This is a genomic window from Psychrobacter sp. ANT_H3 (assembly GCF_027919975.1).
Lineage (GTDB): Bacteria > Pseudomonadota > Gammaproteobacteria > Pseudomonadales > Moraxellaceae > Psychrobacter > Psychrobacter maritimus.
In genome coordinates this window covers 207,359-221,565 of sequence record NZ_JAQISM010000007.1, presented here as the reverse complement: position 1 = coordinate 221,565, position 14,207 = coordinate 207,359, and the positions used below count along the sequence as shown (strand labels likewise).

14 protein-coding genes are annotated in these 14,207 nt (G+C 44.2%); 7 read left to right on the top strand and 7 right to left on the bottom strand.

Annotated features, from left to right (window positions below):
• The first annotated feature begins 13 nt into the window (after positions 1–13).
• A complete protein-coding gene (gene rpsU / locus PG901_RS05890) occupies positions 14–229 on the top strand; it encodes a 30S ribosomal protein S21 (protein WP_010195908.1) in 216 nt (71 codons plus the stop codon).
• A gap of 204 nt (positions 230–433) precedes the next feature.
• On the top strand, positions 434–883 hold the full coding sequence (locus PG901_RS05885) for a GatB/YqeY domain-containing protein (RefSeq protein ID WP_271133850.1): 450 nt from the start codon (positions 434–436) through the stop codon (positions 881–883).
• Between the two features lie 64 nt (positions 884–947).
• Here PG901_RS05885 and PG901_RS05880 read toward each other — a convergent pair whose 3' ends face one another.
• Entirely contained in the window at positions 948–2,564 is a 1,617-nt protein-coding gene (locus PG901_RS05880; RefSeq protein WP_271133849.1) for a M48 family metallopeptidase, read from the bottom strand.
• A gap of 559 nt (positions 2,565–3,123) precedes the next feature.
• Between PG901_RS05880 and PG901_RS05875 the strand changes: the two genes are divergently transcribed.
• From PG901_RS05875 to thiS, 4 genes are all read left to right on the top strand, one after another.
• On the top strand, positions 3,124–3,621 hold the full coding sequence (locus PG901_RS05875) for a sulfurtransferase TusA family protein (RefSeq protein WP_271133848.1): 498 nt from the start codon (positions 3,124–3,126) through the stop codon (positions 3,619–3,621).
• A gap of 241 nt (positions 3,622–3,862) precedes the next feature.
• On the top strand, positions 3,863–4,726 hold the full coding sequence (rpoH, locus tag PG901_RS05870; protein WP_201545792.1) for an RNA polymerase sigma factor RpoH: 864 nt from the start codon (positions 3,863–3,865) through the stop codon (positions 4,724–4,726).
• A gap of 76 nt (positions 4,727–4,802) precedes the next feature.
• Positions 4,803–5,177 (top strand): DUF423 domain-containing protein, encoded by a 375-nt coding sequence (locus tag PG901_RS05865; RefSeq protein ID WP_201624353.1) that lies wholly within the window; start codon positions 4,803–4,805, stop codon positions 5,175–5,177.
• A gap of 153 nt (positions 5,178–5,330) precedes the next feature.
• Entirely contained in the window at positions 5,331–5,531 is a 201-nt protein-coding gene (thiS, locus tag PG901_RS05860; protein ID WP_201564603.1) for a sulfur carrier protein ThiS, read from the top strand.
• 263 nt (positions 5,532–5,794) lie between these two features.
• Here thiS and hpf read toward each other — a convergent pair whose 3' ends face one another.
• Both hpf and rpoN read right to left on the bottom strand, forming a co-directional pair.
• A complete protein-coding gene (gene hpf / locus PG901_RS05855) occupies positions 5,795–6,175 on the bottom strand; it encodes a ribosome hibernation-promoting factor, HPF/YfiA family (RefSeq protein ID WP_201564601.1) in 381 nt (126 codons plus the stop codon).
• Between the two features lie 449 nt (positions 6,176–6,624).
• On the bottom strand, positions 6,625–8,295 hold the full coding sequence (gene rpoN, locus PG901_RS05850; protein ID WP_271133847.1) for an RNA polymerase factor sigma-54: 1,671 nt from the start codon (positions 8,293–8,295) through the stop codon (positions 6,625–6,627).
• A gap of 342 nt (positions 8,296–8,637) precedes the next feature.
• Between rpoN and PG901_RS05845 the strand changes: the two genes are divergently transcribed.
• Entirely contained in the window at positions 8,638–9,525 is an 888-nt protein-coding gene (locus tag PG901_RS05845) for a nitrilase-related carbon-nitrogen hydrolase (RefSeq protein WP_271133846.1), read from the top strand.
• 68 nt (positions 9,526–9,593) lie between these two features.
• Here PG901_RS05845 and PG901_RS05840 read toward each other — a convergent pair whose 3' ends face one another.
• The 4 genes from PG901_RS05840 to lptM all read right to left on the bottom strand — a co-directional run bounded on the left by PG901_RS05840 (position 9,594) and on the right by lptM (position 13,637).
• Positions 9,594–10,634 carry a tyrosine recombinase XerC gene (locus PG901_RS05840; RefSeq protein WP_442966854.1) on the bottom strand — a complete coding sequence of 347 codons (1,041 nt, stop codon included), beginning with the start codon at positions 10,632–10,634 and terminating at the stop codon, positions 9,594–9,596.
• Between the two features lie 79 nt (positions 10,635–10,713).
• Positions 10,714–11,601, bottom strand: a complete 888-nt coding sequence (dapF, locus tag PG901_RS05835) for a diaminopimelate epimerase (protein ID WP_271133844.1) — start codon at positions 11,599–11,601, stop codon at positions 10,714–10,716.
• A 258-nt stretch (positions 11,602–11,859) separates the two neighbouring features.
• Positions 11,860–13,194: a diaminopimelate decarboxylase gene (gene lysA, locus PG901_RS05830; protein ID WP_271133843.1), complete on the bottom strand. Its 1,335-nt coding sequence runs from the start codon at positions 13,192–13,194 to the stop codon at positions 11,860–11,862.
• Between the two features lie 116 nt (positions 13,195–13,310).
• Positions 13,311–13,637 carry an LPS translocon maturation chaperone LptM gene (gene lptM, locus PG901_RS05825; RefSeq protein ID WP_271133842.1) on the bottom strand — a complete coding sequence of 109 codons (327 nt, stop codon included), beginning with the start codon at positions 13,635–13,637 and terminating at the stop codon, positions 13,311–13,313.
• Positions 13,638–14,207: the final 570 nt, after the last annotated feature.

The window sequence follows — 14,207 nt, the reverse complement described above, 5'->3', positions numbered from 1 at the left end:
TAAAGGAGCTTTCATGCCTGCAGTTAAGGTTAAAGAAAACGAACCAGTTGACATCGCTATCCGTCGTTTTAAGCGTGCTTGTGAAAAAGCCGGCGTTCTATCAGACGTACGTAAGCGTGAATTTTATGAAAAACCAACGCAAGTACGCAAGCGCAAAAAAGCCGCTGCTGTAAAGCGTTATAAAAAGAAATTACAACGCGAAACTATTCGTACCACTCGTATGTACTAATCACTAATACGATTAGCTAAATACCAGCGCTACACTAACGCCACTGTTATCGATGAATAACAGTGGCGTTTTTTATGCTACAATTTTTGTTATTCATGCTGATAAATGCTCAGCAGATTTTTATTTAACACTTTACCCCAATTATTTTACCAACAGTTATTTTACGAAAAACTATTTTATCCATACTCATAAGGAATAATAACAATGAGCCAACTTAAACAGACCTTGTCTGACAGCATCAAAACTTCGATGAAAGCGCGTGAGCTTGAGCGCGTTAAAGTATTGCGCAACGTCCAATCGGTGGTCAAGCAAATTGAGATTGACCGCCAGACCGAACTTGATGATGCGCAAGTATTGGAAGTGCTACAAAAGCAGCTAAAACAACGCCATGAGTCACTGACAATTTTTACCGAAAATGGCCGTGATGATTTGGCAAATAAAGAGCAGTTTGAAATCGATATCATCACCGAGTTTATGCCAAAACAAATGGATGATGCCGAGCTTGCCGCTTTGGTCAATGCCGAAATCGCTGAGCAAGGTGCCACATCGATGCGTGATATGGGCAGCGTGATGGGCGTGTTAAAAAACAAAACCGCGGGCCGTGCTGACCCTGCACTCATCTCTAAACTGGTAAAAGATGCCCTGCAGGGTTAATCAAAGTTAAGAAAAACTATATATTCTTAATCTGCTTATCGACCCAAGCGATAAAAACAACCGCCTAAGGCTTAAAGTCTTTGGCGGTTTTTACGGCTTTGATTTCGGCATTGATATTGGCAAGTAACGGACGAGCGCTGCTCGCTTGCGCGGTTTTTTGCATTTGCTCAGTCAATTGCTTGGCTTGCGTCAACGAGGTCAGCGCGCGGTCATAGCGGCCACTCCATAGCTGGTCATGACTGCGATAACGCAGCGCATTAATGGTGGCGATTTTTGCCAGCGGCGCTGAATCGGTGGTTTTAGCAATTTTTTCATTGGCCAATTGCAAACTTTGCCATGCATAACGGTCGCTTGGCTGCTGCTCAGTCAAGGGCTTAAGCAGTGCTTGCGCTTTGGTTGGCTGATTGCTATTGGTCAGTGCTTCAGCCAAATAAAGACGCAGGTCACGGCGCTCAGGATAGAGGCGCTGCTGACTCTCTAGCAGCTCAGCCGCTTGTTGCCATTGATTTTGCTCAGTAAGGATTTGGCTTTGGGTAATAGACAATAAAGGCTCTAATACTTGGCGCTGCGGCGCGGGCAACGCTGATAGCTCAGTATATAGCTCATTGGCCTCTTTAAAACGCTGCTGCTCGCCATACCAATACATCAGCGCCAATTTTGCGCCAACGCTATTTTTAGCAGCGGTCGTCAATGCAGTTTCGGAGACGTGTTTGCCGGTACTTTGTACACGCCAATACAGCAAATCAAACAACGCTTGATGGCGCTGCTGCTGGTTTAATGACAATGAGGTATAACGCTGAGCGCGGCTTTGCGACTCACTTAAGCGCTCATTACTTAAAGGATGCGAGCGCACAAAACTGGGTAAGAATTGATTGGCGGTTTGGTTTAATTGGCTTTGTTGATTCATCGTCGCAAAAAAGCGTGGCATCGCCCGTGGATCATAACCAGCTTGGTTCATGATTTGCATCCCAACGCGGTCAGCTTCACGCTCATTATTACGGCTAAAAGCCATACTGCTATTCATCGTCGCCGTTTGGCTGCCCATCATGACGGCAGCGGCTGCATCACCATCGACCGCTGACGCCGCAATCGCCGCAAGCATACCGCCTATTTGCATCAGCAAGGCTTTTTTGCGCTCATCCGCCCCGCTCTCATAATGGTTTTGGCTAATATGTGCTACTTCATGCGCAATGACGCTGGCAAGCTCATCCATACTGCTTGCCGCCAGTATCGTACCGGTATTCAGCCCAATAACCCCACCTGGCGCGGCAAAAGCATTGATACTGGGATTATCAATAATGACCAAGCCGAGTGGCGCTTGCTGGCGCGCTTGAGCATTTAACCGCCAAGTGATGTCTTTGACCGTTTCGTGTATCCAAGGGTCATGCTCCATCTTAGTGCGACCATTGATGTTTCTTAACGACCATTCGCCAAGCAGTTTATTTTGATATTGCTCAGCAAAGCTTAATCCTTGTCCACGCAAATTGGGCAAATCTAACTCGTCTGCATTGCTAGACTGCCATGAATCATAAGCAAAGGGCGCAGCTTGTGTGCTGATAGCGTTGGCAGTGGTTGCCAGCATTAGTAAAGTAGCAGACATACCTAACTTTAGCGCAAACGCGCCTTCTGCTAATGTCTTTACTGGTTTTTTAAGCAGCGATGGTCTATGAGAATAATACAAGTGCGTATCCTATACGAGTAATCATAACGTTTTTTTGACTATACGAGCTTGTTTATCCAAGGTCAATTGCCGTCTGCTTCTGGCTACCAATCACGCTGCCGTGCGTCACGATTGTGCAACATGGTTGTGTAAATCTAGACGGTGTAAATTTATAGTCCGAACTTAAGGTTTAAAACATAAATCTATTGCTTAATGCTAGGGCGTGTCCTCACTTTAAAAATGGTGATAAAAGTGAGATAAATTGTAGCCAAACGAGGAAAATAGTGCAGTTAATATCGGGATATTACCCAGCTATTTGACGAGGTTTGGCAAAATTTAGCCATTTTTAGCCCATTTAGATGTCCATCGATTGAATTGAGTACACGCCCTAATAAGGTGTTCTGATTGACCAAACATTATGATGACTATATTCAACTGCAATTACATAGTGGCAATTTGCTATAATGGTAGGCCATGCTAAAGGCTTCTGGGCAGTACTATACCAAGCCAAGCTCTCTTAAACAGCCGTACTGTCTTAAATACTGCTACCTTAAACATTGATATCTTAAAGGTTAATTTTATGTCTGCTGATAACCAATCCATCATTGTACAAGGCTCGCATGCTGTGCATCTGTCAGAAGCTTTATCAGATACCTTGCCTGAAGCAAAGCAGCAAGCGATAAGACAGCTGTTAGAGTTATTGTCAGCAGACACCTTTAGTGCAACCGATAACGGTAAACTAAATGATAGCGCAGGTTTGAAGCACGAGACGATTATTATTAAAGATATGGTAGACGGGCGCGGACTTGCCTGCCCGATGCCACTGCTCAAAACCAAAGTGGCGCTGCGTCATGTAGCCGCAGGCGAATCGTTATATGTGGTTGCAACCGACCCAAACTCGCAAGCGGATATCACTGCGTTTTGTGAGCAGAGCCAGAAAACAGATACCGCAAACCCATTATTGTTGGTCATCAATCAGGCAACAGCAGTAAATAGCGAAGAGACTACAGCAACAAAATCTAAATATTCTGTTGATACAATATATCACTTCATCATTACCAAAACTGATAGCAACTAAGCGGCGCTATCCTTTACAATTACAACTATAAAGATTTTTATCTGACTCATTGCTTATCTATTTAACCAAGGTCAAGAATATGGCTAATACTTCTACTAACGCTGCAAATTCCCGTAAAAAAGACAGCGCAGCGCCCGAAAAAAACGAAGCACGCGATGCGGCGCTAAAAGCTGCAGCGGCGCGTCCGCCTTATGACGCCAGCGCGCTTGGCGATACCAGTACTCGCGATTTGGTCCCTGCGATGCCAACGCATTTATCTGCGCCCGGGGTAAATTTGGGTGCTTATATCAATACCGTGCATCAAATACCGATTTTGACACCGACCCAAGAGCAAGAGCTTGCCCATCGCTATTACGATGAAGGCGACGTCGAGGCGGCGCGTTTACTTGTTATGTCGCACCTGCGTTTTGTTATTCATATTGCGCGTAGCTACTCAGGCTATGGTCTGCCGCAAGCCGATTTAATCCAAGAAGGCAATTTAGGGCTAATGAAAGCGGTAAAACGCTTTGACCCTAATAAAGGCGTACGTTTGGTATCCTTTGCCGTGCATTGGATTAAGGCTGAAATTCACGAATTTGTCATCCGTAACTGGCGCATTGTCAAAGTTGCCACCACCAAAGCGCATCGCAAATTATTCTTTAACTTACGTAGCCTTAAAAAGACCAACAACCAGCTAACCCTTGAAGAAGCTGATGCCATTGCCAATGATTTAAATGTGACGCGCAAGCAAGTGCTTGAAATGGAATCACGTTTGACGTCGTATGATGCATCATTTGAAGCGCAGTCAAGCGATGATGACGATGGACGCTATGCGCCGCAGCTGTTCTTAGAGGACGGTATTGACCCTGCCGAGATGGTTGAAGAATCTGATTGGGAAGAAAATAACTCTTCTGCACTACTGGCGGCGATGGATACCTTGGATGATCGTTCACGCGATATCGTCGAGCAGCGCTGGCTTTCTGAGCAAAAATCAACCTTACATGAATTGGCCGCGGTCTACTCTATCTCAGCCGAACGTGTGCGCCAAATCGAGAAAAATGCCATGGATAAAATCCGTGAAGCCATGACCATCGATAGCGTGATATTACCTGATGATATTCAGTAAGCAGCTTGTCAGCTAAAGCTTCTTATTAGATGAAAAGAGCCATTATTAAAGTTCCTTTTATAATACGAGTTTGACCATGCTAAATTGGATAAGTATTGCGGCGCTTAATATGGCTATCGCTGTGGCTTTGGGTGCCTTTGGTGCCCATGGTCTTAAAGCTATCGTCAGTCCTCAGCAGCTTGAATGGTGGCAAACAGCAACCTTATACTGGTTTATACATGGGCTTGGGTTATTGCTGGTGGGCATTCTTATTCGGCTAAATTATGCGACTCAAACCACGGCGTGGTTATTGCAGGTCGGGGTGATTATCTTTGCGGGCAGTTTATATGCCATGACGCTTGGTGCGCCGCGCTGGTTTGGGGCGATTACCCCTATCGGCGGTGTATTGATGATTGCAGGTTGGTTATGGCTTGCAGTAACGACGTCTCGTTTAAATCACGCCGGTATTTGATAGCTACTTTGGTTTAAATAATTAAAACGCACAATCAGTCGTTTAAAATGAATAACACAGCTAACCGTCATCGATAAAATTTCAGTTACAGATAAACATATATTAAAGATAATTTGATAAAAAGGAATCTCAAGTCATTAGGGAGCACATACTATGAGTAATATTAATGTAAACGGTAAGACACTGCAGACCACCCATCAAACGGTACAATTGGTCGTCAATGAACTTGGGCTTAGTACCGGACGCTACGCCGTTGAAGTCGATGGTGAGCTGATACCAAAAAGCGAGCTTGATAAACTGCGTATCGTTGAAGGTATGAATATTGAAGTCGTACAAGCGGTTGGCGGCGGCTAAGATTTATAAACCACACCATTTAAAAAAGACAATAAAAAAGACCTCAACGATAATACGTTAGAGGTCCTTTTTTTGCTTAGCTTATCGTTTGTTTCATTTCAATCATTAACACTATTGATCGTCTATCATCAACAATCCTGCTATTTATACTATTTATTTATGAGCTAAGAATTATCAATGGTTACGACAATAAAGCTTATATGATAGAAAATCCACCTAACATGACAGCTAAACATTGCTATTAAACCGTGTGGCATTTAAAGCTAAACCGCAGGCGCTGCCTCTACATCGGTTAAATCTTCATAGCGTTCATCGCGCCCTGGACCCTGAGTTTTCTTACGGTCTTGACGGGTTTTATATTTACGCACTTGTCTATCAAGTTTGTCTGCCATGTCGTTAATAGCTTTATACATATCGTCTTCAAGGGCTTGGACAAACATCTCTTGACCTGCGACTCGCATAATTGCTTCGGCTTTATGAGTCTTTTTACCGCCATCACTTGCGCCGCTGTTGTCTAGCGATAATATCACTTTAATACTTTGAATCTGATCGAAGTGACGCTCTACTTTTTCAAGTTTTTCGCGAACCGCTTTGTCCATGGCATCGGTAATACTGATATGGTGACCACTGATAGAAACATTCATATTATTGTCCTTTTATTATTGCTTATATTGCTACTTATAATCAACAGATGAGCCAGCACTTGTGCTTTTATCACCCTGCCTTACCAATAACTGACCTAGTATCTTTTTATGTTTAATAAGTATATTTAATAAGATTTAGCGCTTAGCTTTTTAATCATTAACGTCTTTATCCCTCTACTCCTTTAGTAAAATATAAACGCATTTTTATCATATTTTAGATTGATGATTTATACAAATAAGCCAAATCGATACTTGGTTTTCGTTGTTGGTATGACTCTAATTTGTCATGAAAAGCGAATAGTAGCAAGACACTAAACTGTAACTAAATGTAATAAAAACTGATGTTTCCTGCATGTTTCTATATAATCAAAAAATTTTATTTTTTATATTTACGAAAAAACATATTGATAAGAGCAGTACTGCATTGATAAGCCATTGAATCACAACATTTAATACTTTTGTTTGCGCTGGGTAGAGGATCCGATATTCATCGCTTCACGATATTTGGCCACTGTTCGTCTGGCGATATCGATACCTTCTGCTAATAAAAAATCTTTTATGCGACTGTCAGATAAGGGTTTTTTAGGGTCTTCATCAGCGATAAGCTGCTTAATCATGGCGCTGATGGCGGTTGAAGAGATATCACCGTCGCTACTGCTGACGTGAGATGAGAAGAAGTGCTTGAGGGAAAACAACCCTTGGGGCGTTAGGATAGTCTTACTGGTAGTCAGGCGCGAGACAGTCGATTCATGCAAATCAACTTCTTCGGCAATGGCTTTTAAAATAAGCGGCTGCATGGCGGTTGCACCATGTTGCAAAAACTCTTGCTGGTAGCGCACAATACTGGTCGCTACTTTTAACAAGTTTTGATTACGCTCCTCGATACTACGAATAAACAAGCGCGCATCGGTAAGGTTTTCACGCAGATACTGATTGTCAGGGCTGTCATCACCGCGTTTGACTAAACTGGCATACTCTTGATTGACCCGCAGCTTAGGCAAGGTTTCAGGATTAAGACGTACCTGCCAGCCATCTACTTGGGCAGTAATATCACCTCTATTGCTATTGTGACGGCGAATAGGCATAACCAACACATCAGGAATATCATAGCTTGCTGATGGCTGCATATAATCAGGCTGACTGCTTTGGAATAACAAGCCAGGTGATGGATTCAAAGTACGTAATAGAGTAAGAGCGGGTGTGATATATTCAGGTGCGAGTCCCGTCAGCTCAGTCAAGGCTTTGATATTATTACTAACTAAATGCTCACTGGCTGAGAGAAGTGCTTTGGCTTCTTTAAGATACTTTGTATTCGTATCAAGCTTGGACAATTGCAGCGCTAAGCATTCGTTGAGATTGCGCGCGCCAACACCAAGCGGGTCACACGATTGAATAATGCGCAGTACCGCCATGATCTCATCATGCTCAACGCGCTCATCCCATTGGTAAAAGCTTGCCATGGTATCAAAGCTCTGTAACAACTCATCGATATCAAGGCGCACAAAGCCCATATCATCCATAGAGTCCATCAAGTACTCGGCAATGAGCGTATCTGTCTCGGAGAGATGTTTGAAATTTAACTGCCAGCGCACATGGTCTTGAATGGTCGCGCTGGTGCTGCCCTGATAGCTATCAAACTCATCGTTCGTGCTACTGCCTGAACTTTTAGCGACGGACGTATAGTTGTCAGTATCAAAGCTACTATACCCCTCTCCACCCAGCGCATCACTGTCTATTGCATCATCGTCAAAACTGGATTGTTGTAATTTATCCAAACTGTCACTAAAGTCATTATCATATTCAGAGGCATTATCATAATCACCAGATGAGGTGGTAGACGATGTAGAAAATGCATCAATGCCAGTATGTTGATTCCAACTATCCAGCGTTAATGATTCGCCAAACTCATTGAGCGCCTCATCATCACTCTTGTCGTACTCATCATTATCATCATCGTCATCTTCGATACGTTCAAGCAATGGATTGCTATCGAGCTTCGCCTGTACCTCCTGCGCGAGCTCAAGACTAGAGAGCTGCAACAATTTAATAGCTTGCTGCATTTGCGGGGTCAGTTTTTGTGAGGTGCTCAGCGTGGTCGCCAATCCAAACGACATACTCATGGGTGACTTATTACACTCCGATCAGGGTAAGATTCTATATGTTATGCTGGTTAAAGCCTGCGATTATTGACGCTTATACTGATTAAAAATGGGCTTTAAGCGGTCAGGTCATGACGATAGCATTTTTTGCTACAATGTTGCTATGATAATTTATACCCTGTCCAGATAAGCTATTTTTTAGCTCTTGCTCAAATTATAAAAACATCAATAGCTTTATAGGGCTGCTAAGCGCTTAATCATGTAAGACCAACGCAAACTTATGCATAAGAGTCGTGAATAACAATAGGATAAAAGAGCAAATAAGAGGGAAACTCAATACACCTTAAAATCGAGAACAATACTATGAATGAGATAAGAAATAACGGACAACTCACCGTTGCTGCTGTGCAAATGAATAGCCAGCAAAATATCGAGGACAATTTAGCAGATATAAAAGCCGCCATTATCGATGCACGCGCACAAGACGCACAGTTGGTAGTGCTACCAGAAAACTGCTGTAGCATGGGTCGACAGTTTGCCACTGCTGAGCGTTTTGATGAGCTGTCAGCAACGATAGCTGACTATGCGCGTACTTATGGTATCTATGTACTTGCAGGCTCACTGCCCTGCCCTTACCGCCCTGATGGCGTCATCGTACCCGATGGTAGATTACGCCAAGTCAGTCAGCTGTTTGCCCCCGATGGTACGCGAGTAGCGCGCTACGATAAGATTCACCTGTTTACCGCGACTGTCGCCGATAAGCAAGGCAGCTATAATGAAGCGGCAACCTTTGAGCCCGGTACCCAAACAGTCGTTACGACACTCGAAGCAAATGATGGTATTTATCAGCTCGGTATGATGGTTTGCTTTGATTTACGTTTTCCAGCATTGGCGCAGCGGCTACGGCAAGCGGGCGCGGATTTGCTAAGCGCGCCATCAGCCTTTACTTATTTGACCGGGCAAGCGCACTGGTCGCTGTTACTCCGTGCACGTGCGTTAGACAGTCAGTGTATGGTGATTGGCGCAGCACAAGGCGGCGAGCATGCTTATAAGGATGGCAGTAGCCGTCAGACATGGGGTCATAGCACGATTACCGCTTATGATGGCACGATTATCAACAGCTATGAGGATAGTGACTTGAAAGACCCTGCTAATAAAAATTATGCTTTAGTATTAGCAAACTTAGATAAAAAATTACAAATTCAAGGACGGCAAAAGATGCCTATCTTTGACTGCCATCGTTTGGCATAGATGTAGGTTTAAATGATTAAAAATGAAACTGGCACTACATCTGTAACTGCAAATTAAGTAGCTTCAACTTAAGTAATATCTCTGTCACTGTTATTTTTCGCATGAGTCGCGCGCGGATGGGCTCGGTCATAAACTTGGGTCAATTTAGCAAAATCAACATGAGTATAAATTTGCGTGGTGCTGATATCGCTATGGCCAAGCATTTCTTGTACCGCGCGCAAATCGCCACTACCAGATAACATATGCGACGCAAAGCAGTGGCGCAATAAATGTGGATACATATTTTGCGCGATACCCGCACGTGTAGCCGCAACTTTGAGGCGTTGCTGTACCGCCCGTGTTGATAAGCGCGTGCCTAATTTCTCACTGATAAACAAAGCGCTGTCCATCTGCTCTACCCACAGATTACGGTGCGGCAGATAACGTTTAATCGCCTCGGCAGCTTTGATACCTAATGGCACCAAACGTGTTTTATTGCCTTTACCCGTCACGCGCACGCGCAGGTCAACCAAGTCTATATCTGCCATATCGAGCGCCACCAATTCACCGACACGCAGACCGCTGCTATAAAGCAGTTCAAACATTGCTTTATCGCGCAACCACAAGCGTGCTTGTTCGGGCGTATCAGGTATCTCTTGGTCAAGCAGCTGAGTCAATAAATCCACATCGGCGATAGACGGCAGCGGTCTAGGGCTACGCTTAAGCTGATAGCCGGTGGTTGGGTTAATACGTGCTAAATCCTCTTCTATCAGCCAGCCATAAAAATGACGGATAGCCGATAACTCTTGCTGGACGCTCGCAAGTGCCAGCTTGTCTTCATCGAGGCGCTGGCTGATATGCTGGGCTAATTGGCGCTTATCACAGCGCGTCCATGTCAAACGTTTGCCGCGTAAAAATAGCGCCAACTGGTTTAAGCCCGCAAAATAAGCCACCAACGTATGTTCGGAGTGATTTCGCACCGACAGCGTATTAAGCCAACGATGTACCGGTGCTAACAGTCCACGTAGCGCGGCATCCGACTCTATAGCAGCAGCATGCTCAACTGATAGCCACGCTTTCGACTCAGAATCTGAGCTAGGCTCTGTCGTCTGACGGTTTTTATTGAACATAGCCTTCTTAGAGATGACCATAACGTTTACCTAGCAGCAAACCTACACCGCTTGTCATTGTTCATTAACCTATTATCCATTAACCTTCTGGAATAGGTTTGATGCCGGCTTGTGCCATCAGACCATCTGGGCTAAAGACGCCTTCGTAGACGAACGCCGTTGGACCGGTCATCATCACTGAATAACCCGGCTGCCATTTGATAATCATGCTGCCGCCATAAAGCTGGGCGCGTACGTCTTCGCCTTCATCGAGCCAGCCTTCACGGATACCGACCGCCACTGCGGCACAGGCACCGGTACCACAAGCTTGGGTCTCACCAACACCGCGCTCATAAACACGCAAACGAATATGGCGCTGATTCATCACTTGCATGAAGCCGACATTGACGCGCTCTGGAAAGGCAGGATGCGATTCGATAGCTTTGCCTAAAGTCTCAACGTCGGCATCGAGTACGTCGTCAACTTTAATAACCGCATGCGGGTTGCCCATATTGGCAACATAAAGCTGTACAGGAGTGCCATTAACGTCTAAATGATAGGCGTTTTGGATTTTGGTCGTCGCTCTTGGAGTAAAGGGAATCTCGCTTGGCTCGAACTTTGGTTTACCCATATCGACTTCGACCCAGCCATAGCGGTCTGTCGTCAGCGAAATAATGCCGCTTGCCGTCTCAACGCGCAGCCGCTGCTTAAATGACAGCTTACGCGCTTGTACAAAACGGGCAAAACAGCGCGCGCCATTACCACACTGCTCGACCTCTGTGCCATCGGTATTAAAAATGCGATAACTAAAATCAACGTCAGGACGCATCGGCGGCTCAACAACGAGCAATTGATCAAAGCCAATGCCCAAATGGCGATCGCCCAACAGTTGCACCAAATCCTTGGTTAACTCTAAGCGCTGGGTCACCAAATCGATGACCATAAAGTCATTACCCAGCCCATGCATCTTTGTAAATTCTATTAGCATATCCTTGTTATCCTATCCTATTTTTATGTATGCCTTATATTAGCACGCTGTCAGATACAATCATAATTATCACCGCTATCAAAGGCTAAGTTAGTGCTCTACAACCGAACAAATATTTTTGATTAGACTTTGAATTAAAGCAGGCCATAAAAAACCCATTGTCGTTATAACAATGGGTCATTTTTAATGATTAAGCTTTAATCATTAAGCTTTCATCATAAAACTTTAATTATTAAACATCGCGGCGTTTTTAATAGGCTACTTATCTTGCCACAACATTTCATCGGCATATAACGCTTCAAGCGTTTCACGCTTACGAATCAATTGATGATTATCATCGGCTACCATCACCTCGCTGGCACGACCGCGCGAGTTGTAATTGCTACTCATGGTAAAGCCGTACGCGCCAGCACCGGTTATCGCTAAGATATCGCCCGTTGCTAATGACAACAAACGGTCTTTTGCTAAAAAGTCACCGGTTTCACAAATCGCACCAACAATATCCCACGGTTGTGTGCCATCGGTATCGATACCTTTGTTGGGCAGAACGCTTGGAATCACCGCCATTTCAGCTTGATATAAAGCCGGACGAATCAAATCATTCATTGCCGCATCGACAATAGCAAAGTTTTTATGCTCAGTTGGTTTTAACACATCAACCTTAGTTAAGAGCACACCCGCATTGGCCACGATACTGCGACCGGGCTCAAAGAATACCGTTAAACCAAGCGCCGTCAATTTTGGTAATAACGCTTGGGCAAATTCATCGATAGATACGGGCGTCTCATCGATATAACGCACGCCGAGGCCACCGCCCAAATCAATATGACGCAGCGCAATGCCTTTATCACGCAGGCTATGTATCAGCTCAATCACTTTATCTAAAGCTGCTACAAATGGCGCAACTTCCGTCAATTGCGAGCCAATATGACAGTCGATACCAACGATATCGATATGCGATAATTGCGCCGCTTGCTCATAGACAGCGACGGCATTTTCATGGTCAATACCAAACTTGTTGTCTTTTAACCCTGTTGAAATATACGGATGGGTCTTAGCATCGACATTTGGATTGACCCGTAGCGAGATTGGTGCCGATTTATCCAACTGCTTTGCGACATCATTAATCAAGGTCAGCTCGCTAATCGACTCGACGTTAAAGCAGCCAATACCTTGGGTCAGTGCATATTCGATATCGCTATAGGTTTTGCCAACGCCTGAGAATACCACGCGCGCAGCCTCGCCGCCTGCCGCCAATACGCGCATCAACTCACCACGTGAAACGATATCAAACCCTGCCCCTGCTTGCGCCAAGATACCAAGTACCGCCAAATTGGAGTTTGCCTTTACCGCATAACAAATCTGATGCGGTAGACTGGCAAAGCTTGTGGTATAAGCTTGATAGACATCTAAAATAGCTTGCTTTGAGTACACATAGCACGGCGTGCCATAGTTTTTAACTAATTCATCAATACTGACCTGCTCCATATGCAAGGCACCGCCTCGATAATCGAGCGCGGGCAAATGGGCGGTTAAGGCTTCAGGATGCACATACAATCCCTGCTCGGTTTGGGTAGTGACTGACTGACTCATATAAATATCTCTAATATAATCAATGTATTAAGGTTTTAAGGCATAAAGGTGAATAGCTTGTCGGATACGCTAAAAATCGTTTGAGCGTTTGCATTGTAATAAGCAATAATCAATGATTAATAATCGTTGGGATCGGTGCTCGGCTCAGGCAACTGAAAATTATCTGTGTTTTGCTGGTTATTTTGATTGTCGTCAATTTTAGCAAAGGCAGCATCTTGCGGATGACTGCTGCTATCAAGCACCGGACTATTAGTTTCAACTGTTTGGCTGCTAGATTCTACTAGATACAAATCACCTTTTTGCCCGCAGCCTGTCAATACTGTAGAACCTATCACCAGAGTAGCTGCGATAAGCTTATAAGTAGCAGGGCGACTGGCGCTTACACTTGAAGCAGTGCTTAAGTCAGCGCTTTTAATCTTAGGAGTGCGGCGTATAGTAAACATAGAATGGCTAACCTGTAATCTTGCAACCGTTTGGTTTGAATAAGATAGGATAAGAATGAAAATAACTATCAATAAAAAACAACCAAGGCGGCAATAGGGAAATAGGACAATTTTTTAATCATAGCATTATTCGTTAAAGCTGTGCGCCTACCACTTCTGTTTGAGCCATAAATTTATGCAAATAAATGACTGAACGTATGAATAGATGGCTTTGATAGATAGGTCTTACAGCATTAATAAAGCTGCAGCTGATTAACCCAGAAAAATTTACTTACAATTTTTATAGAGTGTATTTTTGTCTCATTATAGCTGATAAACACTCGCGACCTTCGGTGTACACTTGTATTAAGCACTTATGAGATTGCTGATTAAAGCCTTATAGTTATCGTGGTATACGCGCAAAAATATGGTACATTATACTTAACCCTTGTGGCTGTGACGAGGCGCTAGCATGCGTCCTATTAACCTTTAAAAGTACGAAAACCTAAGTTTTGCAAGACCAGATTTCTAAAAACTGGCTTCTAAAAACAGATAGATGCAAACCTTTAACGTCCTTTAAAGCAGTCCCAG

Excerpts from the sequence above, each read along its gene's own strand:
- lptM (WP_271133842.1), bottom strand. The coding sequence starts at position 13,637 with ATGTTTACTATACGCCGCACTCCTAAGATTAAAAGCGCTGACTTAAGC.
- PG901_RS05865 (WP_201624353.1), top strand. The coding sequence starts at position 4,803 with ATGCTAAATTGGATAAGTATTGCGGCGCTTAATATGGCTATCGCTGTG.
- thiS (WP_201564603.1), top strand. The coding sequence starts at position 5,331 with ATGAGTAATATTAATGTAAACGGTAAGACACTGCAGACCACCCATCAA.
- hpf (WP_201564601.1), bottom strand. The coding sequence starts at position 6,175 with ATGAATGTTTCTATCAGTGGTCACCATATCAGTATTACCGATGCCATG.
- dapF (WP_271133844.1), bottom strand. The coding sequence starts at position 11,601 with ATGCTAATAGAATTTACAAAGATGCATGGGCTGGGTAATGACTTTATG.
- rpoN (WP_271133847.1), bottom strand. The coding sequence starts at position 8,295 with ATGAGTATGTCGTTTGGATTGGCGACCACGCTGAGCACCTCACAAAAA.
- PG901_RS05840 (WP_442966854.1), bottom strand. The coding sequence starts at position 10,634 with ATGTTCAATAAAAACCGTCAGACGACAGAGCCTAGCTCAGATTCTGAG.
- PG901_RS05875 (WP_271133848.1), top strand. The coding sequence starts at position 3,124 with ATGTCTGCTGATAACCAATCCATCATTGTACAAGGCTCGCATGCTGTG.
- PG901_RS05845 (WP_271133846.1), top strand. The coding sequence starts at position 8,638 with ATGAATGAGATAAGAAATAACGGACAACTCACCGTTGCTGCTGTGCAA.
- lysA (WP_271133843.1), bottom strand. The coding sequence starts at position 13,194 with ATGAGTCAGTCAGTCACTACCCAAACCGAGCAGGGATTGTATGTGCAT.
- rpoH (WP_201545792.1), top strand. The coding sequence starts at position 3,863 with ATGCCAACGCATTTATCTGCGCCCGGGGTAAATTTGGGTGCTTATATC.
- PG901_RS05885 (WP_271133850.1), top strand. The coding sequence starts at position 434 with ATGAGCCAACTTAAACAGACCTTGTCTGACAGCATCAAAACTTCGATG.
- rpsU (WP_010195908.1), top strand. The coding sequence starts at position 14 with ATGCCTGCAGTTAAGGTTAAAGAAAACGAACCAGTTGACATCGCTATC.